This window comes from Citrobacter sp. Cpo040, assembly GCF_030332915.1.
In the GTDB taxonomy this organism is placed as follows: Bacteria; Pseudomonadota; Gammaproteobacteria; order Enterobacterales; family Enterobacteriaceae; genus Citrobacter; species Citrobacter portucalensis.
In genome coordinates, this window is record NZ_JAOWGX010000037.1 from 294,415 (window position 1) to 315,153 (window position 20,739).

A 20,739-nucleotide genomic window follows, 5' to 3' on the forward strand; every position below is an offset into this window, starting at 1 on the left:
CCTTATCCGGCCTACAGGTTTCACTGTTTACCGTAGAGCCGATAAGCGTCGCGCATCGGGCAGTAAACGCCTTATCCGGCCTACAGGTTTCGCTGTTTGCCGTAGGCCCGATAAGCGTCGCGCATCGGGCACATCGACGAATGCGGCTAACAATTCAGCGTAATTGCTGCCCTGCTTTAAGCGTTGCGGCTACGTTTCGCGCCGTCATTCGTACGTTGTCGCTCGCGTTCTTTAGCGCCTCATCCAGGGTACAGATGGTATAGATGACGCTGAAAACCGCATCCAGCCCATGCTCGTGTACGACCCCCACATCGGCCGTCAGGCTACCTGCGATACCGATAACCGGCTTGTTGTAACGCTTTGCGACCTTCGCCACGCCAACCGGAACCTTACCGTGAATGGTCTGACTATCCATGCGCCCTTCACCTGTGACCACTAAATCCGCATCCGCAACGCAGGCATCAAGGTGTAACGCATCGGTCACTATCTCAATACCGCAGCGTAACTGTGCGCCGCAAAACGCATACAGCGCCGCCCCCATACCTCCAGCCGCACCACCACCGGCCAGATCCAGCACGTTGACGTCCAGATCGCGGGCAATAAGTCGCGCATAGTGCGTGAGCGCCCGATCCAGGCGGGTAATCATCTCCGGCGTAGCCCCTTTTTGCGGACCAAAAACCGCAGATGCGCCCTCTTTTCCAGTCAACGGGTTGGTCACATCGCAAGCCACTTCAATACGGCACCCGGCAAGACGGCTGTCTAACTGAGAAATATCAATCCGGGACAGAGATTCCAGACCGATTCCGCCTTGCGCAATTTCGTTATTTTGCGCATCCAGCAATTTTGCTCCCAGCGCTTGCACCATCCCGGAACCGCCATCATTGGTGGCGCTACCGCCAATCCCAATGATGATATGCTCAACGCCCGCATCCAGCGCATGACGGATTAACTCCCCGGTTCCCCAGGAGGTGGTTTTCAGCGGATCGCGTAGCCTCGCAGGAACTTGTTCCAGTCCGCTGGCGGCCGCCATTTCGATAAACGCCGAGCGCTCATCACCAGATAAACCATAAAATGCCTGAATTGTGTTGCCCAAAGGGCCGGTAACATCAACATGCACAAGGTGACCTTGCGTTGCGGCAACCATCGCTTCGACCGTTCCTTCACCGCCATCTGCAACCGGGATCTTCATGTAATCCGCATCGGGCCAGATCTCACGAAACCCCTGCTCAATAGCCGTTGCCACTTCAAGCGCACTCAAACTTTCCTTATAGGAATCCGGTGCGATTACTATTTTCATAAAGCATCCTTACGCATGTTGACTGTGTTAAGCATACACCAGGAGAAAAACCGCTCACCCTATGGGAGCGGTCCCAGTTCGCTTAGCGTACCATGCACGGACGCTTATTATCAAACGTCCAGTTCGGGATCAGATACTGCATTCCCATCGCATCATCACGCGCCCCCAGTCCATGTTGCTGGTACAGCTCATGCGCTTTCATGACCTGATCCATATCCAGTTCCACGCCCAGACCCGGTTTTGCCGGAACCTGCACCATACCGCCTTTGATTTCAAACGGCTCTTTGGTCAAGCGCTGGTTGCCTTCCTGCCAGATCCAGTGGGTATCGATAGCGGTAATTTTGCCCGGAGCCGCCGCCGCGACATGCGTAAACATCGCCAGCGAAATATCAAAGTGGTTGTTAGAGTGCGATCCCCAGGTCAGCCCGAACTCATGGCACATCTGCGCCACACGGACAGAACCCTGCATAGTCCAGAAGTGCGGGTCCGCCAGCGGGATATCCACAGACTGTAACGACAGCGTATGCCCCATCTGACGCCAGTCGGTGGCGATCATGTTGGTGGCGGTCGGCAGACCGGTGGCGCGGCGGAACTCCGCCATCACTTCACGACCGGAGAAACCCTGCTCGGCACCGCACGGATCTTCCGCATAGGCCAGAGACCCCTTCAGATATTTGCCGATCTTAATCGCTTCATTTAGCGACCACGCGCCGTTCGGATCCAGCGTGACGCGGGCCTGCGGGAAGCGCTTCGCCAGTGCAACGATAGATTCTGCTTCCTCTTCCCCGGCCAGCACGCCGCCTTTCAGTTTAAAGTCGTTGAAACCATACTTCTCATACGCGGCTTCCGCCAGGCGCACTACCGCATCCGGGGTCATCGCTTCTTCATGACGCAGACGATACCAGTCGCATTTCTCATCCGGCTGACTCTGGTACGGCAGCGGCGTTGCCTTACGGTTACCCACGAAGAACAGATAACCCAACATTTCAACTTCGCTACGCTGCTGGCCATCCCCCAGCAAAGAGGCGACGTTTACGCCCAGATGCTGACCTAACAGATCCAACATCGCCGCTTCGATCCCTGTAACCACATGAATAGTGGTACGTAAATCGAAGGTCTGCAAACCGCGACCGCCCGCATCACGATCGGCAAAAGTATTGCGTACTGCATTCAGCACATTTTTGTATTCACCTAACGTTTTGCCTACCACCAGCGGGATCGCATCTTCCAGCGTTTTGCGGATTTTTTCGCCGCCGGGAATTTCACCCACGCCGGTATGACCGGAGTTATCTTTAATAATCACAATATTGCGCGTGAAGAACGGAGCATGTGCGCCGCTCAGGTTCATCAGCATGCTGTCATGACCCGCAACCGGAATAACCTGCATAGAGGTAACCAATGGGGTAGAAAATTGTGCGCTCATAATTAAGTCCTTATTCAAAATTAGTGGCGGCCGAAAACGGGACGTTTACGGTCAAAAGTCCATCCGGGGATCAGATACTGCATTGGGCCTGCGTCATTACGCGCGCCACCGGGCAGCGCCTTATAGGCTTCATGTGCTTTCTGTACCTGATCCCAGTCCAGTTCCACGCCCAGACCGGGCGCATCGGGTACCGCAATTTTTCCGTTTTTAATCTCCAGCGGATTTTTGGTCAGGCGGCAATCGCCCTCCTGCCAGATCCAGTGGGTATCAATAGCCGTTGGATTACCCGGTGTAGCCGCGCCAACGTGGGTGAACATCGCCAGGGAAATATCAAAATGATTGTTAGAATGGCAGCCCCAGGTCAGGCCCCAGTCATCGCATAACTGTGCCACGCGTACCGCGCCAGAAAGGGTCCAGAAGTGCGGATCGGCCAGCGGAATATCTACTGAATTCAGCATTACCGCATGGCCCATCTCACGCCAGTTGGTGGCGATCATGTTCGTTGCGACCGGCAGCCCGGTAGCACGGCGGAACTCGGCCATCACTTCACGGCCAGAAAAACCCTGTTCAGCGCCGCATGGATCTTCGGCGTAGGTCAGAACATCGTTCAGCCCTTTACACAGGGAGATGGCTTCATCCAGCAGCCAGGCACCGTTGGGATCAACCGTAATACGCGCATCCGGGAAGCATTTTTTCAGCGCACGAGCGGTGTCGATTTCCTGCTCGCCAGGCAGTACACCGCCCTTGAGTTTGAAATCTTTAAAGCCGTAGCGATCCTGCGAAGCCTGAGCCAGACGTACCACAGCCTCACTGTTCATCGCTTGCTGATGACGCAGGTGATACCACTCATGGTTTCCCAGCGTACTTTCCAGATACGGTAAATCGGTCTTTGTGCGATCACCCACGTAGAACAGATAGCCGAGTACGGTGACCGCATCGCGCTGCTTGCCCGGCCCTAACAGTTCACAAACCGGCACGTTCAGCGCCTTACCCAGCAGGTCGAGCAATGCGGCTTCCAGCGCCGCTACCGCATTGACCCGTAGTTCAAAGGTCCAGGCGCCTTTGCCAAAGGTGTCAAAATCAGCGGCCTGATTGCCTTTATGCACCTGCTGCACCACCTTATTCAGGCGCGCCACTTCCTGGCCCAACACCTGCGGAATCGCATCCACCAGCGTCTGATAAATCACTTCGCCACCTGGCGCTTCACCGACACCGGTGTTTCCGGCATTATCGGTGAGCACCACAATATTACGAGTAAAGTATGCGTTATGCGCGCCGCCAATATTGAGCAGCATGCTGTCATGACCGGCCACCGGGATGACCTTCATATCGGTAATAACGGGACTCGATTGTGTTGTCATCATCATTGTCCTGCGACAGGTTTCAGTTCGATACGTTTAATATCGCCCACCAGCACCAGATAGCTCACCACCGCAATCAGCGCATGTACCCCGACGTAAATCAACGCGCCGTTAAACGAGCCGGTAGTCCCGACGATGTAGCCGATAGCAATTGGCGTGACGATGCCGGAGATGTTGCCAAACATGTTGAACAAACCGCCGCTCAGACCGCTGATCTCTTTAGGTGCGGTATCAGCCATCACCGCCCATCCCAGCGCGCCGATGCCTTTGCCGAAGAAGGCCAGCGCCATAAAGCCAATGATCATCCACTCGACGTTGACGTAGTTACAGAACACCATCACCATCGATAGCAGCATCCCCATGACGATTGGCGTTTTACGGGCGATATTCAGCGAACCGGTACGGCGCATCAGCCAGTCGGAAATAATGCCGCCGAGCACGCCGCCGGCGAATCCGCAAATGGCCGGAACCGAAGCAACAAAACCGGCTTTCAAAATCGACATACCGCGAGCCTGCACCAGATAAACCGGGAACCAGGTGATAAAGAAGTAGGTCAGCGCGTTAATGCAGTATTGGCCGATGTAAATCCCGATCATCATCCGTGAACCCAGCAGCTGTTTGATTTGCCCCCACTTCACGCTAAACGGCACTTTTGTTTTGGCTGCCGCCTGATCCATGTTGATCAGCGCCCCACCTTCGGCAATGTACTCCAGCTCTTTTTGGTTTACGCCTGGATGCTGGTTAGGTTCATGAATCACCTTCAGCCAGACGAAGCTGATAACAATCCCAAGACCGCCCATAAAGAAGAACACGTGCGACCAACCCACTTCGTGGGTCAGCCAACCCATGATTGGCGCAAAGATAACAGTGGCAAAGTATTGCGCAGAGTTAAAGATAGCGACCGCTGTGCCCCTTTCCTGTGCCGGGAACCACGCCGCCACAATACGACTGTTGCCGGGGAAAGAGGGCGCTTCAGCTAAACCAACGAGGAAGCGCAAAGTAAACAGCGCAACGATAATGCCGAAACCACTGAAGATATCGACAAAACCCTGCAACAGGGTAAACATGGACCAAATAAAGATGGACCAGAAATAAACGCGTTTTGAACCAAAGCGGTCGAGCAACCAGCCGCCGGGGATCTGGCCGATAACATAGGCCCATGAGAAAGCGGAGAATACATACCCCATCCCTACCGCATCCAGACCAATGTCTTTGGCCATCTCAGAACCGGCAATGGATAAGGTGGCGCGATCGCCGTAGTTGAAGGATGTGACGATAAACAGCATCACCACTATCCAGTAGCGAGCGTTAGTGCGTTTTTCCGCGCTGCTCGCCGCCTGACTTAATGAACTCATTGTTGCACTCCTGAATCCTGGCTTTCGCCAGTTCATTCTGTACAGCACCTGTAGGGTGATCAGAATGAGAGGTTAGTGTGTGGCAGTGTTGGTACAGCTCAGGGCCGTTTTATTCTGACTCGCTGCCATTCCGGGAACTGACGGGAAAAGTATATGAAGGAGTGCCACTTGCCCTCACCGTGCATGAACACAACATTAGGGAGGCAGTGAGAAGTTGTTTGGGGCATAAGCCCAAAGTAGTGGAAGTTAGTTCACGTAATTGGGGTTTTATTGCCGGGTGGCGGCTTCGCCTGGCCCGGCTTGCGGTTCAAAGGGGGGTTGCATGCCCGTACGAGCGAGGGAGTTATTTAAGCAAGGTTCCCCAGTTTTCTACCCAGGGATTGGATTCGCTTTCCGGTTCAGGATGCTCGCTGGCATCAATCAGCAGCATTTCTCCTACACGGTGGGCGCTTTGTTCCTGCAACAAGGCATCGAACTGTTTGCCGCCATTGCAGAAATTAACGTAGCTACTGTCGCCCAGCCCAATTACCCCGTAATGCAGATTTGGCTGGAAACCGAGATTATCTTTGATCCCTTGAAACAGCGGCACGATGCTATCCGGCAGATCGCCCTGCCCGGTCGTGGAAGTCACCACCAGTACATATTTATCCTGATATGCCTGCCAGTCGCTAAGCTCCGGATCTTCGAACACCGTAGCTTTATGACCCTGCGCCGTCAAAATAGCTTCGGCCTCTTCAGCAACCAGCAGCGCGTTTCCGTACATCGTGCCGACAAAAATTCCAATTTCCGCCATAACCGTAATCTCCTGGGACTTAAGAATCTATCTGCTCATCCTGACCTGACAGCCCGCTGAACTCAACCCTTTCATTCTCAGGGAGAAGTCCACGCCAGCCAAACTGTGATAACGCCTGCATCCAGACGTCATCCAGTCCGGCGCGAATAACCAGCGGTTCGCCGGTGAAAGGATGGGTCAGCGCAAGCTGGCTGGCATGCAGCATCAATCTCTGGCAACCGAAATGCTCTGCGGCGCTGCGGTTTTGCCGCAAATCACCGTGCTTGCTGTCGCCGATAATCGGATGGCGCAAGTGCGCCAGATGGCGTCTGAGCTGGTGCTTGCGACCGGTTTTAGGGTCCAGTTCCACCAGCCCGTAACGGGTAGTCGGATAACGCCCGGTCGCTACCGGCATTTCTACCGTTGCCAGGCCACGATAATGGGTGACAGCAGGCTGCGGGCCTTTATCATCACGGGCAAACTTATCGGCAATCTTATCCAGCTCTTCGACCAGCGGGTAATCCAGCACGGCATCATCCATCAGCCAGCCACGCACAATCGCATGATAGCGTTTCTGAATTTGATGATGTTCAAACTGCTGGGACAGCAAACGCCCGGCTTCGCTGGACAGTCCCATCAGCAGCACGCCGGAGGTTGGTCTGTCGAGACGATGGGCGGTAAATACGTGCTGACCAATTTGGTCGCGCACCGTTTGCATCACCACCACTTTCTCATCCCGGTCAAGCCAACTGCGGTGAACCAACCAGCCCGAAGGTTTATTGACGGCGACCAGCCATTCGTCCTGATAAAGAATTTCCAGCATCAGGCGTTATCACTTGTAAACAGCGCATCCAGCTCCTGCAATGCCGCCAGAAGAATGTCGCGTTGCGGGTGATCGGCTGCCAGCGCCATTTCGTAATACGGTGCGACGGCAAAAGCTTGCGGAAGCGGCTGCGCGTTATCAATCAACGTATGCATGCGGGGAATCAACACCCACTGCAGCCACTCGACCGGCTCCATGGTATCCATACTAAAAGGCTGCGTACTGGTAAACAGATGCTCTGCTGGCTCATCCATCCGCCAGTGATGATGTTCACGCAGTAGCGCTTCAAGTGCGTGTAACTGCTGGCGCACACGGTCATGAGTCGTCATGAAATTAACCTCAATGATGAAAAAATCTGGCGCGAAGAATAGCACTAGTGAAGGGAAATAAAAAAAGGGAGCACTGTAAAAACAGTGCTCCCGGTTCGTTTCGCAGCATTCCAGCTACTTTTAGTGCTCCCTGCTCATCCGTGACAACTTTTCCTGTGGGCTTGCGACCGTGTTCATCCTGAACTTTTGCATCCTGCTCACATCACCCCGATGTGAAAACTTCATCCTGAAGTATCCTGGCCATCCAGACCCGCCGAACATCCTGACCGGCTCTCATTCTCCATCCTGGAGGTGTCCTTTAACGCATCCAGCGTCTTCCTCTTTGCTTCGTCCTGAAGCCTGTCCTTGCAACACCGTCCTGGTGTGTCCTGGCGAAGAGCCATCATCCTGATGTTCTCTTCGTTGTGCGACTCCTTGTCGACAGATATAGAATCGCCTGTTTCGCTTTGTCTTACAAGATGCTTACAGGCTTACCCTTACGATTATTTTCGTATGAAAGTTGACAACAAAACACTAACCAATTGAATAATAATAAATTATTATTTTATCAATTCATTAAGTCTTTACTTATCACCTGGCAATGTCCTACAGGGCTTGTAAGAGATCTCTCACAAGATTCAGGGCAAACTGGATTACAGAACTGGCTTAAGTTGAGTGAGGAATTCCGCAAGTGAGGCCGCCAGCACCGTTCGTTTACGGGTTCCCAGCGTTTCTTTGCACACTTCACCGGACAGATTGCACACCGAAATGACGTCAAGCTCATTATCTTGTGTGGCAATAAAAAGCGTAGGTGATAGCTTGAGGCGCTTTTGCGTAACCAGATGACCAATCAGGTTTTCCTGAACGCGCCTGAAGTCATCTTCACTCCAGGTTTGCAGCAGCGTGAGCTTTTCATCCGCAAACTGCGCGTGCATATCGCCAGCAAACTGGGTGGTGTAAAAAGCGTGAACGGCAGGTTGTACCACAATATCAAAGGCCCGTTCAACCGCATTGAGGTTATTTTCGCCGACAAAAGGTTGAGGCTGCCAAAATACCGCATCGTCTGTGGAAGAAATGATGCACGGAGAAGGTACGCCATACAGCTCTTCGCTGAGCGGCCAACTGTTGTTTTTTTCATGCCATGTGTCGCAATAACGCGTCGTAAAGGATATCAACGCCTGCGCTGTCAATTCGTCCACTGATTTCTCTCTTCACAAAAGCCAGGATACACTTGTCGCATAGTGTATCTGGTTTATGACGGTGAAACATGTCCTCTTATGAAAATCATCAGGCGCTTAACGGCCTGACACTCGGTAAATCAACAGATTACCGAGACAATTACGATGCAAGTCTGTTGCAGGGCGTTCCGCGCAGCCTGAATCGCGACCCGCTGGATTTAAAGGCCGATAACTTGCCTTTTCACGGTGCGGATATCTGGACGCTGTATGAACTGTCGTGGCTGAATGCCAACGGCTTACCGCAAGTCGCGGTCGGTCACGTGGAACTGGATTACACCAGCGTAAATCTGATTGAGTCGAAAAGCTTTAAGCTTTACCTGAACAGTTTTAACCAGACGCGTTTTGATTCCTGGGACGCGGTACGCCAGACGCTGGAAAACGATCTGCGCGCCTGCGCTCAGGGCGATGTCAGCGTGGCGCTGTACCGCCTTGACGAACTGGAAGGGCAGCCGATAGCCCACTTTAATGGGACCTGTATCGACAATCAGGATATCGTCATCGACAACTATCAGTTCAGCACTGCGTATCTGGAAAATGCCGTGAGCGGTGAAAAGGCAGTCGAAGAGACGCTGGTCAGCCACCTGCTGAAATCCAACTGTCTGATCACCCACCAGCCCGACTGGGGCTCCATACAAATTCAGTATCGTGGACGGAAAATCGACAGAGAGAAGCTGCTGCGTTATCTGGTCTCCTTCCGCCACCATAATGAATTTCATGAGCAGTGCGTGGAACGTATTTTCAATGACATTCTGCGCTTCTGCCAGCCAGAGAAACTGAGCGTCTACGCACGCTACACGCGACGTGGTGGTCTGGACATTAACCCATGGCGCACCAACACCGATTTCACTCCGGCAACCGGTCGTCTGGTACGTCAGTAATCTTTTTTCTCAATTTTGCGTGCCGGATTCCGCGCGCAAGGTTGTGAAAGGTCATAAGCCAGGGCTATTGTAATCAATAGGGAATGACGTGTTGCGTCCCATAAGGAGTTTACTTGATTACACATATTAGCCCGCTTGGCTCAATGGATATGTTGTCGCAGCTGGAAGTCGATATGCTTAAACGCACGGCCAGCAGCGACCTGTATCAACTGTTTCGTAACTGTTCGCTTGCCGTTCTGAACTCCGGCAGTTTGACCGACAACAGTAAAGAACTGCTGTCCCGCTTTGAAAGTTTCGATATTAACGTACTGCGCCGCGAACGGGGCGTGAAGCTGGAACTGATCAACCCACCTGAAGATGCGTTTGTTGATGGACGCATTATTCGTGCGCTACAGGCTAACCTGTTTGCCGTACTGCGCGACATTCTGTTCGTCAATGGCCAGATCCATAACGCCGGTCGTTTTCAGCATCTGGATCTCGAAAGCTCGGTGCATATTACCAACCTCGTTTTCTCGATCCTGCGTAATGCCCGGGCGCTGCACGTCGGTGAAGCGCCGAACATGGTCGTCTGCTGGGGCGGTCACTCAATCAACGAAAATGAGTACCTGTATGCCCGTCGCGTCGGCACCCAACTGGGTCTGCGCGAACTGAACATCTGTACCGGCTGCGGTCCGGGGGCGATGGAAGCGCCAATGAAAGGCGCTGCGGTCGGCCACGCCCAGCAGCGATACAAAGACAGCCGCTTTATTGGCATGACCGAACCGTCAATCATCGCCGCTGAACCGCCTAACCCGCTGGTAAACGAACTGATCATCATGCCGGACATTGAAAAACGTCTGGAAGCGTTCGTGCGTATCGCCCACGGTATTATCATCTTCCCGGGTGGCGTAGGGACAGCAGAAGAGCTGCTGTATCTGCTGGGGATCCTGATGAATCCGGCCAACAAAGATCAAGTGCTGCCGCTGATCCTGACCGGACCAAAAGAGAGTGCGGATTACTTCCGCGTGTTGGACGAATTTATCGTGCACACGCTGGGGGAAGATGCGCGTCGCCACTATCGCATTATCATTGACGATGCGGCAGAAGTGGCGCGTCTGATGAAAAAAGCGATGCCGCTGGTGAAAGAAAACCGTCGCGACACCGGAGATGCCTACAGTTTTAACTGGTCGATTCGTATCGCACCTGATTTGCAGATGCCGTTCGAGCCGTCCCATGAAAACATGGCCAACCTGAAGCTGTACCCGGATCAACCCGTTGAAGTATTGGCCGCCGACCTGCGTCGTGCATTCTCGGGTATTGTGGCCGGTAACGTGAAGGAGGTCGGCATTCGCGCCATCGAAGAGTTTGGCCCGTACAAAATCCACGGTGACCGCGAAATGATGCGCCGCATGGACGATCTCCTGCAGGGCTTTGTTGCACAACATCGCATGAAGTTGCCAGGCTCCGCGTACATCCCTTGCTACGAGATCTGCGCCTGACCTTCAACACCCGCTAGCAGCGCTATAGCGGTGACAGTTTTGTCCATATCAAAGCCGGGTTTGGCGCATGCGCCTCCCGGCTTTTTTTAGTGATACCAGTCACATAGCTCAGACGATTATATAAATACCAATGATATGTCGTTAAATATAACGCGATACGCAAACGATTACCTTGAAAAACCAACCGTGATTTATCTTAGAAAATTATTATTAGTCGCCGAAATCATCTAAAAACAACAGTTTTTACAGCGCAACGCTCGTATCTTCGCGCCTTCGCTTTCATGAGATATGTCGTTAATGTTAGCCTTCGCGCCCGTAAATTCGCTTTGACTATTTTTTAACAGATTAATGGCCCAAATTTATCCACATAAAAGGTGGATTATTGCATTTGGGATCCCGATCACTGATACATTCATTACTAAAATGTATCTTTCCGCCCGCAAATTATTACGGCGAAAAATTATATAAAAAATCGCTCAACGAATTTCGATTTACAGTCGGGTGCTTTCTCATTGGATTGAACCCAAACCCGACTTTTTAAGCTTCCTCCAGGAGAAATAGATGGAAAACACTCAAACCAGCACTATCGTTACGGGCCAGACCCGCAGCGCATGGCGCAAGACAGACACCATGTGGATGCTGGGCCTTTACGGCACGGCGATTGGCGCGGGTGTATTGTTCCTGCCGATTAACGCAGGCGTAGGCGGTATGATCCCGCTGATCATCATGGCGATCCTTGCCTTCCCAATGACTTTCTTTGCACACCGCGGCCTGACTCGCTTTGTGCTGTCCGGTAAAAATCCGGGTGAAGATATCACCGAAGTTGTAGAAGAACACTTTGGTGTTGGTGCAGGTAAACTGATTACCCTGCTCTACTTCTTCGCTATCTACCCGATTCTGTTGGTTTACAGCGTAGCAATCACCAACACGGTTGAAAGCTTCCTGACCCACCAGCTGGCGATTACGCCGCCGCCGCGCGCAATCCTGTCACTGATCCTGATTGTCGGCATGATGACCATCGTGCGCTTCGGTGAGCAGATGATCGTTAAGGCGATGAGCATCCTGGTATTCCCGTTCGTTGCGGCTCTGATGCTGCTGGCGCTGTACCTGATCCCTCAGTGGAGCGGTGCGATTCTGGAAACCATGTCATTTGACTCTGCGGCAACCACCGGCAACGGCCTGCTGTTGACCCTGTGGCTGGCAATTCCGGTAATGGTTTTCTCCTTCAACCACTCTCCGATCATCTCCTCCTTCGCCGTGGCGAAGCGTGAAGAGTACGGTGATGAAGCAGAGAAAAAATGCTCCAAGATTCTGGCATTCGCTCACATCATGATGGTACTGACCGTTATGTTCTTCGTCTTCAGCTGCGTGTTCAGCCTGACTCCGGCAGACCTGGCAGCAGCGAAAGAGCAGAACATCTCGATTCTGTCTTACCTGGCGAACCACTTTAACGCGCCGATTATTGCCTGGATGGCACCGATCATCGCGATTATCGCTATCACCAAATCCTTCCTGGGCCACTACCTGGGCGCACGTGAAGGCTTCAATGGTATGGTGATTAAGTCTCTGCGTGGCAAAGGCAAATCCATCGAAATCAACAAACTGAACAAAATCACTGCTCTGTTCATGCTGGTAACCACCTGGATTGTGGCGACGCTGAACCCAAGCATCCTCGGCATGATTGAGACCCTGGGTGGCCCAATCATCGCGATGATTCTGTTCCTGATGCCGATGTATGCCATTCAGAAAGTACCGGCAATGCGTAAGTACAGCGGCCATATCAGCAACGTCTTCGTTGTGATTATGGGCCTGATCGCTATCTCCGCTATTTTCTACTCTCTGTTCAGTTAATTCCCCTGCGCCGCTCCTCGGGGCGGCGCACCTCGATACACAATGGACGCCTCATGATTAGCGTATTCGATATTTTCAAAATCGGCATTGGCCCTTCCAGCTCCCACACTGTTGGCCCGATGAAAGCAGGCAAACAATTCACGGATGACCTGATTGCACGCGGAATTCTCACTGACGTAACCCGCGTAGTGGTTGATGTCTATGGCTCTTTATCTCTGACGGGGAAAGGTCACCATACCGACATCGCGATTATTATGGGCCTGGCGGGTAATCTGCCGGATACCGTAGACATTGATGCCATTCCGTCCTTTATCCAGGATGTGAATACTCATGGGCGTTTGCTGCTGGCAGACGGTCAACATGAGGTCGAGTTCCCGGTCGACAAGTGCATGAATTTCCATGCGGACAATCTGTCCCTGCACGAAAACGGGATGCGCATTACCGCACTGGCGGGCGAAAAGGCCATTTACAGCCAGACTTACTATTCCATTGGCGGTGGGTTCATCGTTGATGAAGAACACTTTGGTTTACCGAACAACTCTCCGGTAAACGTGCCATATCCGTATAAATCCGCAGCTGATTTGCAACGTCATTGCCAGGAAACCGGCCTGTCGCTTTCCGGCCTGATGATGCAAAATGAACTGGCGCTGCACAGCAAAGAAGAGCTGGAACAGCACTTTGCTAACGTCTGGGAAGTGATGCGTAGCGGGATTGAACGCGGCATCACCACCGAAGGTGTATTGCCGGGCAAACTGCGCGTTCCGCGTCGTGCTGCTGCGCTGCGTCGCATGCTGGTCAGCAGCGACAAAACCACCACCGACCCGATGGCGGTTGTTGACTGGATCAACATGTTCGCGCTGGCCGTGAACGAAGAAAACGCAGCCGGTGGACGCGTGGTGACTGCACCAACCAACGGTGCATGCGGGATTGTTCCTGCCGTACTGGCGTATTACGACAAGTTTATCCGTGAAGTGAACGCTAACTCGCTGGCACGCTACATGCTGGTCGCGAGCGCCATTGGTTCACTGTACAAGATGAACGCCTCTATCTCTGGTGCCGAAGTCGGTTGTCAGGGTGAAGTTGGCGTCGCCTGCTCCATGGCAGCGGCTGGTCTGGCTGAACTGCTGGGTGGTAGCCCAATGCAGGTGTGCATCGCGGCAGAAATCGGTATGGAACACAACCTGGGTCTGACCTGCGACCCGGTTGCCGGCCAGGTTCAGGTACCGTGCATTGAGCGTAATGCCATTGCTTCGGTTAAAGCGGTGAACGCTGCACGTATGGCGCTGCGCCGTACCAGTGAACCACGCGTGTGCCTCGATAAAGTTATCGAGACCATGTACGAAACCGGTAAAGACATGAACGCCAAATACCGCGAAACCTCTCGTGGTGGTCTGGCGATGAAGATTGTCACCTGCGATTAATTCTCAGCACATTTTCGTATCTGTAGGCCGGATAAGGCGCTCGCCGCATCCGGCTTTTATTGCCTGATGGCGCTTCGCTTATCAGGCTTACGGATAGCGCTCTTTCGCAATGCTCGTCTCCACTCGTCGTGAATGTTACCCTACAGACTAATTTGTTAGGGAGAACACCGTGGCCGTCCACCTGCTCATTGTTGATGCACTGAATCTCATCCGCCGTATTCACGCCGTACAGGGCTCCCCCTGCGTGGAGGCATGCCAGCACGCGCTCGATCAGCTGATTATGCACAGTCAGCCCACGCACGCCGTGGCGGTATTTGATGATGAAGCGCGTAACAGCGGCTGGCGTCACCAACGGTTACCTGACTACAAAGCCGGTCGCCCGCCGATGCCTGACGATTTACACCAGGAAATGCCCGCCTTACGCGCCGCTTTTGAACAGCGCGGCGTCTGCTGCTGGGTATCCAGCGGGAATGAAGCCGATGATTTAGCCGCCACTCTGGCGGTGAAAGTTAGCCAGGCGGGACACCAGGCGACTATCGTCTCAACCGATAAAGGCTACTGTCAGCTACTCTCCCCGACGCTGCGTATTCGTGATTATTTCCAGAAACGCTGGCTGGATGCGCCGTTTATCGAAAAAGAGTTCGGCGTACTGCCGCAACAGCTGCCTGATTACTGGGGACTGGCCGGGATCAGCAGTTCTAAAATACCGGGGGTTGCCGGTATTGGTCCTAAAAGTGCCACACAACTGCTGGCACAGTTTCCAACGCTGGAAGCGATGTATGAACATCTGGATGACGTACCGGAGAAATGGCGTAAGAAACTCGAAGAACATCGGGAGATGGCGTTTTTGTGCCGCGATATCGCGCGGCTGCAAACAGACTTACATATCGACGGAAACTTACAACAGCTACGGCTGGCGCGGTAGCCTTATTTCCTGATGGCGCTGCGCTTATCCGGCCTACTTATTGTACAACCCTGTAGGCCAGATAAACGCCAGGTGATTACCAGGCGGTATGGTACAGCTCAACGATATCCCCAAGGCTCGCTTCACGCGGGTTTCCCCCGGTACAAACATCGTCAAATGCGGCTTGCGCCAGCGCAGGAATATCCTCTTTACGGACGCCAACATCGCGTAGATGCAGTGGGATACCTACATCGCGATTAAGGGCGAAGACGGCATCCACCGCCGCTTTGCGTGCCTCTGCCAGCGTCAGTCCTTCAACCTTAACCCCCATTACCCGGGCGATATCGCGGAATTTTTCCCCGGTGAATTCGGCGTTATAGTGCATCACGTGCGGCAGCAAAATGGCATTCGCGACGCCGTGCGGCGTGTTGTAGAACGCGCCTAACGGGTGTGCCATGCCATGCACTAATCCCAGACCTACGTTGGAGAAACCCATCCCGGCAACGTACTGGCCCAGAGCCATCGCTTCCCCCGCCTGGCTGTCGCCCGCAACGGAACCGCGTAATGACCCGGCAATAATTTCGATGGCTTTAATGTGCAGCGCATCGGTAAGCGCCCACGCAGCCCGCGTAATGTAGCCTTCAATGGCATGAGTCAGTGCATCTACGCCAGTAGCCGCTTTTAATGCAGCAGGCATGCCGTCCATCATGTCAGCATCAATGAACGCCACCTGCGGGATGTCATGTGGATCGACACAAACAAACTTACGCCGATTCTCTTCGTCAGTGATCACGTAGTTAATGGTCACTTCCGCCGCCGTTCCCGCAGTGGTTGGGATAGCCATAACTGGCACGCTCGGGAAGCGTGTCGGCGATAACCCTTCAAGGCTGCGTACATCCGCAAACTCCGGGTTATTGTTAATAATGCCAATCGCTTTACAGGTATCCTGCGGGGAGCCTCCACCAATGGCGACCAGATAGTCTGCGCCGCTTTGCTGAAAGACACTCAATCCTTCCTGCACTACCGCAATGGTTGGATTAGGAATAACGCCTGAATAGATTTCCCATGCCAGACCTGCAGCATCCATTCGGGAAGTCACCTTCTCAACAACGCCGCACTGCACCAGATTTTTATCAGTCACAATCAACGCTTTGCGATAACCACGACGAATAACTTCATCGGTTAATGCGCCAACAGCTCCCCGGCCAAACCATGCCGTTTCGTTCAGAATCATTCTGTTCGCCATCGTTTTATCTCCTATTCTTCAATACGCAATCCATATGTTTTGAATTTTTCCAGCACAATAGCGATAGCCTCATCGTCCAGTACCGGAACCGGATCGGTAATCGCCAGCGTGCTGAGATAAAGCTGCGCCAGCACTTCCACTTCATGCGCTAACCACAGGGCTTTTTCCAGATTTTCCTCGCAGGCGATCAGCCCATGATGCTGCAACAGCGTTGCTTTTCGGTTTTTCAGCGCTACCGCAACGTGCTCGGAAAGCTCACGCGTGCCAAATGTCGCATATGGCGCACAGGGAATTGAGTTACCGCCAGCCGCCGCAATCATGTAATGGATTGCCGGGATTGGCCGGTTGAGAATAGAAACAGCAGTACAATGCACGGCATGATTATGGACCACCGCCTGAGCATCAGGACGCGTCTGATAAGCGGCCATATGGAACCGCCACTCGCTGGAAGGTAATTTCCCTTCTTCGTGCTGCCCCTCAGCATTGATGTACACAATGTGGGATTCGGTGAGTTTGTCATAGGGAATACCCGTCGGGGTAATTAACATCCCGTCCTGGTAACGCACACTTACATTACCCGCAGTCCCCTGATTCAACCCCAGACGGGTCATTTCCAGGCAGGTATTGATAATCTGCCGTGCCAGCGTATTTCGTTCCATTACTTACCTCTCTCAGTGAGTCAAAATGCGACAACAGAACATTGCTAATACCTCGACGCTCTGTTGATTTAAGCGGGTATTTGCTAACTATCATCATGCTGAATAAAGAGAAGGGAATTTTTAGCACTGGATTTTGTGATGTTCATCAACTAATAACGCTGAATAAAAACATGCAGGCATAATATTACAATTGCAAAATGTCCGTTCTTAATAAAACCATTGTAAAACGGTCATTTGCGAATAAATTGTTACCATTGCCCGTTTTCCACTTAACTAATTAATTCGGGCATTATCCCTGTGGCTTTTTAATTTATTTTTCTCAAACGGTCATTGTTTTAAAGAAATTAAAGTGATGATAATCACATAAACCCACACCCTGAGCATAAATGTGACCACCATCATATTAATGGCCGGTTTTTATTTGAAAATGAATTCATGAGTTCATTCATGAAGGCCAATTTTATCTGGCAGGTTACCGGAACTCACCTGGATTAGCAGGTTGGTAAAAATCACCAATCGTACTCTTAAGCTGTTGAACATGCTTATGAACTGATGAGGATGCTATGGGAAACACATCAATACAAACACAAAGTTTTCATGCGGTAGAGCGGGGGCAGACAAAAAATTATGTCATTCCCTTCGCGTTACTCTGTTCACTGTTTTTTCTTTGGGCGGTTGCCAATAATCTTAATGACATTTTATTACCACAATTTCAGCAAGCTTTTACATTAACAAACTTTCAGGCTGGTCTGATTCAATCTGCTTTTTATTTTGGTTATTTCGTCATTCCAATCCCAGCCGGGATCTTGATGAAAAAACTAAGTTATAAAGCAGGCATTATTACCGGATTATTCTTATATGCCATCGGTGCAGCATTATTCTGGCCAGCGGCAGAGGTAATGAATTACACCTTATTCCTGATTGGCCTATTTATTATTGCGGCGGGCTTAGGTTGTCTGGAAACGGCTGCCAACCCCTTTGTAACCGTACTGGGCCCGGAAAGCGGCGGTCATTTCCGATTAAATCTCGCGCAAACTTTTAACTCATTTGGTGCCATTATTGCGGTTGTTTTTGGGCAAAGTCTTATTTTGTCTAATGTGCCACATCAATCTCAAGACGTACTCGATAAGATGGCGCCAGAACAGCTAAGCGCCTACAAGCACAGCCTGGTGTTATCGGTTCAAACCCCTTATATGATCATCGTCGCGGTCGTTTTGCTGGTCGCCCTGCTGATCATGTTTACCAAGTTTCCGACCCTGCAAAGTGACGATCACAGTGACAACGCTCAGAGTTCATTCTCCGCGTCTCTTTCCCGCCTGGTGCGCATTCGTCACTGGCGTTGGGCGGTACTGGCGCAGTTCTGCTACGTCGGTGCACAAACTGCCTGCTGGAGCTACCTGATTCGCTACGCAATCGAAGAGATCCCAGGCATGACGCCAGGTTTCGCCGCCAACTACCTGACCGGCACCATGGTGTGCTTCTTTATCGGTCGTTTCTCCGGCACCTGGCTTATCAGTCGCTTTGCGCCGCATAAAGTGCTGGCCGCATATGCCCTGCTTGCCATGATTCTGTGCCTGATTTCCGCTTTCACCGGTGGCCAGATCGGCCTGCTGGCCCTGACGTTGTGCAGCGCATTTATGTCGATTCAGTACCCAACCATTTTTTCTCTGGGGATCAAAAATCTGGGACAAGACACCAAATACGGCTCGTCTTTTATCGTCATGACCATCATTGGCGGCGGCATTGTGACCCCGGTGATGGGCTTTGTCAGCGATGCCGCTGGCAATATCCCGACCGCTGAACTGGTCCCGGCGCTTTGCTTCGCCATCATCTTTATTTTTGCCCGCTTCCGTTCACAAACGGCAGCCAACTGAATATTTATCCGAATAACGTGAGGAATCTGTGATGAAAAAAATCAGCTTACCAAAAATTGGTATTCGCCCGGTTATTGACGGACGTCGTATGGGTGTACGTGAGTCGCTCGAAGAGCAAACCATGAATATGGCTAAAGCTACCGCAGCGCTTATCACTGAAAAACTTCGTCATGCCTGCGGCGCACAAATTGAATGTGTGATTGCCGATACCTGTATCGCCGGCATGGCGGAATCCGCAGCCTGTGAAGAAAAATTCAGCAGCCAGAATGTTGGCGTGACGATTACCGTTACCCCATGTTGGTGCTACGGCAGTGAAACCATCGACATGGATCCGATGCGCCCGAAAGCGATCTGGGGCTTCAACGGCACGGAACGTCCGGGGGCGGTTTACCTGGCCGCCGCACTGGCAGCTCACAGCCAAAAAGGACTTCCGGCCTTCTCCATCTATGGTCATGACGTACAGGATGCAGACGACACATCTATCCCTGCCGATGTTGAAGAAAAACTGCTGCGCTTTGCCCGTGCCGGCTTAGCGGTCGCCAGTATGAAAGGGAAAAGCTACCTGTCTGTCGGTGGTGTATCAATGGGCATCGCCGGTTCTATCGTCGACCATAACTTCTTTGAATCCTGGCTGGGTATGAAGGTGCAGGCGGTTGATATGACCGAGCTGCGTCGTCGCATTGACCAGAAAATCTATGATGAAACCGAGCTGGAAATGGCGCTGGCGTGGGCGGACAAAAACTTCCGCTACGGCGAAGATCAGAACGCGCAGCAATATAAGCGTAACGCTGAACAAAGCCGCGCAGTGCTGAAAGAAAGCCTGCTGATGGCTATGTGCATTCGCGACATGATGCAGGGTAACAAAAAGCTGGCAGACAAAGGTCTGGTCGAAGAATCCCTGGGCTATAACGCGATCGCCGCGGGCTTCCAGGGGCAACGTCACTGGACCGATCAATACCCAAATGGCGATACCGCCGAAGCGTTGCTCAACAGTTCCTTTGACTGGAATGGCGTTCGTGAACCGTTCGTTGTCGCAACCGAAAACGACAGCCTGAACGGCGTAGCGATGCTGTTCGGCCATCAACTCACCGGCACGGCCCAGGTCTTTGCCGATGTGCGCACCTACTGGTCGCCAGAGGCGGTTGAACGCGTGACGGGTAAACCGCTGACCGGCCTTGCTGAGCACGGCATCATTCACTTGATTAACTCCGGTTCTGCGGCACTGGACGGTTCCTGCAAACAGCGCGACAGCGAAGGTAAACCGACCATGAAACCACACTGGGAAATCTCGCAGAAAGAGGCGGATGAATGCCTGGCGGCAACCGAATGGTGCCCGGCTATTCACGAATACTTCCGCGGGGGCGGTTACTCATCTCGCTTCCTGACTGAAGGCGGTGTGCCGTTCACCATGAGCCGTATCAACATCATCAAAGGGTTGGGACCGGTGCTGCAAATCGCGGAAGGCTGGAGCGTGGAATTGCCGAAAAATATGCACGACCAGCTTGATGCGCGTACCAACTCCACATGGCCAACCACCTGGTTTGCTCCGCGCTTAACCGGCAAGGGCCCGTTCAGCGATGTCTATTCCGTCATGGCTAACTGGGGCGCTAACCACGGGGTGCTGACGATTGGTCACGTAGGTGCGGACTTTATCACTCTGGCTGCCATGCTGCGTATCCCGGTGTGCATGCACAACGTGGAAGACGAGAAAATTTATCGTCCTTCCTCCTGGGCCGCCCACGGTATGGATACGGAAGGTCAGGATTACCGCGCTTGTCAGAACTACGGTCCGCTGTATAAGCGTTAAACATCGAGCGATTGCCTGATGGCGGCGCGGCCTACGAAGCACAC

General features: G+C 52.6%; 17 protein-coding genes. 7 read left to right on the forward strand and 10 right to left on the reverse strand.

The features are described from left to right. Positions 1 to 154: 154 nt before the first annotated feature. From OGX86_RS19905 to syd, 8 genes are all read right to left on the reverse strand, one after another. Positions 155 to 1,297, reverse strand: a complete 1,143-nt coding sequence (locus tag OGX86_RS19905) for a glycerate kinase (RefSeq protein WP_071445294.1) — start codon at positions 1,295 to 1,297, stop codon at positions 155 to 157. Between the two features lie 82 nt (positions 1,298 to 1,379). After that, positions 1,380 to 2,720 carry a glucarate dehydratase gene (gene gudD / locus OGX86_RS19910; RefSeq protein WP_003034111.1) on the reverse strand — a complete coding sequence of 447 codons (1,341 nt, stop codon included), beginning with the start codon at positions 2,718 to 2,720 and terminating at the stop codon, positions 1,380 to 1,382. Positions 2,721 to 2,740: 20 nt separating this feature from the next. Continuing rightward, on the reverse strand, positions 2,741 to 4,081 hold the full coding sequence (locus tag OGX86_RS19915; protein WP_286640513.1) for an enolase C-terminal domain-like protein: 1,341 nt from the start codon (positions 4,079 to 4,081) through the stop codon (positions 2,741 to 2,743). 2 nt (positions 4,082 to 4,083) lie between these two features. Beyond that, positions 4,084 to 5,436: a galactarate/glucarate/glycerate transporter GudP gene (gudP, locus tag OGX86_RS19920; RefSeq protein ID WP_008785689.1), complete on the reverse strand. Its 1,353-nt coding sequence runs from the start codon at positions 5,434 to 5,436 to the stop codon at positions 4,084 to 4,086. A gap of 343 nt (positions 5,437 to 5,779) precedes the next feature. Next, positions 5,780 to 6,229: a flavodoxin gene (locus OGX86_RS19925; protein WP_003825676.1), complete on the reverse strand. Its 450-nt coding sequence runs from the start codon at positions 6,227 to 6,229 to the stop codon at positions 5,780 to 5,782. 19 nt (positions 6,230 to 6,248) lie between these two features. Then, positions 6,249 to 7,031 carry a tRNA pseudouridine(65) synthase TruC gene (gene truC / locus OGX86_RS19930; protein WP_003825671.1) on the reverse strand — a complete coding sequence of 261 codons (783 nt, stop codon included), beginning with the start codon at positions 7,029 to 7,031 and terminating at the stop codon, positions 6,249 to 6,251. Then, a complete protein-coding gene (locus tag OGX86_RS19935; RefSeq protein WP_286640514.1) occupies positions 7,031 to 7,360 on the reverse strand; it encodes a YqcC family protein in 330 nt (109 codons plus the stop codon). The genes truC and OGX86_RS19935 overlap by 1 nt, the downstream gene beginning before the upstream one ends. A 632-nt stretch (positions 7,361 to 7,992) precedes the next feature. Continuing rightward, positions 7,993 to 8,538, reverse strand: a complete 546-nt coding sequence (gene syd, locus OGX86_RS19940; protein ID WP_168978754.1) for a SecY-interacting protein — start codon at positions 8,536 to 8,538, stop codon at positions 7,993 to 7,995. 68 nt (positions 8,539 to 8,606) lie between these two features. Between syd and queF the strand changes: the two genes are divergently transcribed. From queF to xni, 5 genes are all read left to right on the forward strand, one after another. Further along, positions 8,607 to 9,455, forward strand: a complete 849-nt coding sequence (gene queF / locus OGX86_RS19945; RefSeq protein WP_003825665.1) for an NADPH-dependent 7-cyano-7-deazaguanine reductase QueF — start codon at positions 8,607 to 8,609, stop codon at positions 9,453 to 9,455. Between the two features lie 113 nt (positions 9,456 to 9,568). After that, on the forward strand, positions 9,569 to 10,933 hold the full coding sequence (gene ppnN / locus OGX86_RS19950) for a nucleotide 5'-monophosphate nucleosidase PpnN (RefSeq protein ID WP_003840366.1): 1,365 nt from the start codon (positions 9,569 to 9,571) through the stop codon (positions 10,931 to 10,933). Between the two features lie 561 nt (positions 10,934 to 11,494). Next, positions 11,495 to 12,784: an HAAAP family serine/threonine permease gene (locus OGX86_RS19955; protein WP_003034073.1), complete on the forward strand. Its 1,290-nt coding sequence runs from the start codon at positions 11,495 to 11,497 to the stop codon at positions 12,782 to 12,784. 53 nt (positions 12,785 to 12,837) lie between these two features. Next, on the forward strand, positions 12,838 to 14,205 hold the full coding sequence (locus OGX86_RS19960) for an L-serine ammonia-lyase (RefSeq protein ID WP_003034070.1): 1,368 nt from the start codon (positions 12,838 to 12,840) through the stop codon (positions 14,203 to 14,205). Between the two features lie 169 nt (positions 14,206 to 14,374). Beyond that, on the forward strand, positions 14,375 to 15,130 hold the full coding sequence (xni, locus tag OGX86_RS19965) for a flap endonuclease Xni (protein WP_286640518.1): 756 nt from the start codon (positions 14,375 to 14,377) through the stop codon (positions 15,128 to 15,130). 76 nt (positions 15,131 to 15,206) lie between these two features. On the opposite strand, the gene fucO is transcribed toward xni, so the two are convergent. Together fucO and fucA are read right to left on the reverse strand one after the other, a co-directional pair. Further along, positions 15,207 to 16,355: a lactaldehyde reductase gene (fucO, locus tag OGX86_RS19970; RefSeq protein ID WP_003825658.1), complete on the reverse strand. Its 1,149-nt coding sequence runs from the start codon at positions 16,353 to 16,355 to the stop codon at positions 15,207 to 15,209. 11 nt (positions 16,356 to 16,366) lie between these two features. Beyond that, positions 16,367 to 17,014, reverse strand: a complete 648-nt coding sequence (gene fucA / locus OGX86_RS19975) for an L-fuculose-phosphate aldolase (RefSeq protein WP_003825656.1) — start codon at positions 17,012 to 17,014, stop codon at positions 16,367 to 16,369. A 563-nt stretch (positions 17,015 to 17,577) separates the two neighbouring features. Here fucA and fucP point away from each other — a divergent pair. Together fucP and fucI are read left to right on the forward strand one after the other, a co-directional pair. Next, positions 17,578 to 18,888 (forward strand): L-fucose:H+ symporter permease, encoded by a 1,311-nt coding sequence (fucP, locus tag OGX86_RS19980; RefSeq protein ID WP_008785696.1) that lies wholly within the window; start codon positions 17,578 to 17,580, stop codon positions 18,886 to 18,888. Between the two features lie 31 nt (positions 18,889 to 18,919). Beyond that, entirely contained in the window at positions 18,920 to 20,695 is a 1,776-nt protein-coding gene (fucI, locus tag OGX86_RS19985) for an L-fucose isomerase (protein WP_286640520.1), read from the forward strand. The last annotated feature ends 44 nt before the right edge of the window (positions 20,696 to 20,739 follow it).

Bases quoted from the DNA above. Each gene is read 5' to 3' on its own strand.
- fucA (WP_003825656.1), bottom strand. From the start codon at position 17,014: ATGGAACGAAATACGCTGGCACGGCAGATTATCAATACCTGCCTGGAA.
- OGX86_RS19915 (WP_286640513.1), bottom strand. From the start codon at position 4,081: ATGACAACACAATCGAGTCCCGTTATTACCGATATGAAGGTCATCCCG.
- fucP (WP_008785696.1), top strand. From the start codon at position 17,578: ATGGGAAACACATCAATACAAACACAAAGTTTTCATGCGGTAGAGCGG.
- gudP (WP_008785689.1), bottom strand. From the start codon at position 5,436: ATGAGTTCATTAAGTCAGGCGGCGAGCAGCGCGGAAAAACGCACTAAC.
- fucO (WP_003825658.1), bottom strand. From the start codon at position 16,355: ATGGCGAACAGAATGATTCTGAACGAAACGGCATGGTTTGGCCGGGGA.
- OGX86_RS19955 (WP_003034073.1), top strand. From the start codon at position 11,495: ATGGAAAACACTCAAACCAGCACTATCGTTACGGGCCAGACCCGCAGC.
- gudD (WP_003034111.1), bottom strand. From the start codon at position 2,720: ATGAGCGCACAATTTTCTACCCCATTGGTTACCTCTATGCAGGTTATT.
- OGX86_RS19925 (WP_003825676.1), bottom strand. From the start codon at position 6,229: ATGGCGGAAATTGGAATTTTTGTCGGCACGATGTACGGAAACGCGCTG.
- OGX86_RS19905 (WP_071445294.1), bottom strand. From the start codon at position 1,297: ATGAAAATAGTAATCGCACCGGATTCCTATAAGGAAAGTTTGAGTGCG.
- OGX86_RS19935 (WP_286640514.1), bottom strand. From the start codon at position 7,360: ATGACGACTCATGACCGTGTGCGCCAGCAGTTACACGCACTTGAAGCG.
- truC (WP_003825671.1), bottom strand. From the start codon at position 7,031: ATGCTGGAAATTCTTTATCAGGACGAATGGCTGGTCGCCGTCAATAAA.
- OGX86_RS19960 (WP_003034070.1), top strand. From the start codon at position 12,838: ATGATTAGCGTATTCGATATTTTCAAAATCGGCATTGGCCCTTCCAGC.
- fucI (WP_286640520.1), top strand. From the start codon at position 18,920: ATGAAAAAAATCAGCTTACCAAAAATTGGTATTCGCCCGGTTATTGAC.
- queF (WP_003825665.1), top strand. From the start codon at position 8,607: ATGTCCTCTTATGAAAATCATCAGGCGCTTAACGGCCTGACACTCGGT.